This window comes from Pseudomonas sp. SIMBA_068 (assembly GCF_046534705.1).
Classification (GTDB): Bacteria; Pseudomonadota; Gammaproteobacteria; order Pseudomonadales; family Pseudomonadaceae; genus Aquipseudomonas; species Aquipseudomonas putida.
The window spans coordinates 1-312 of the sequence record NZ_JAWRYI010000248.1; the positions used below are offsets into that span (position 1 = coordinate 1).

At 54.5% G+C, this 312-nt stretch carries 1 rRNA gene; it reads right to left on the minus strand.

Features of this window, described 5'->3' with window-relative positions:
* Positions 1–164 precede the first annotated feature (164 nt).
* Positions 165–280: ribosomal RNA gene (gene rrf, locus SB756_RS29030) — 5S ribosomal RNA — on the minus strand.
* Positions 281–312: the final 32 nt, after the last annotated feature.

The window sequence follows — 312 nt, forward strand, 5'->3', positions numbered from 1 at the left end:
TAATGATGTTGAGGGGCTGGCTGATTTTGTGGTGGAGTGGATGCAAAAGCAGAACGGATAAGCAAGAGTAGGCTGGATAAGACGCGCCAGCGTCGCATCCGGCATTTTTTTCTGCGCCAATGCAAAAAGGCCATCCGTCAGGATGGCCTTCTGCTTAATTTGATGCCTGGCAGTTCCCTACTCTCGCATGGGGAGACCCCACACTACCATCGGCGCTACGGCGTTTCACTTCTGAGTTCGGCATGGGGTCAGGTGGGATCACCGCGCTACGGCCGCCAGGCAAATTCCTGTGCTCTGTCCTGTGTCTTTTGT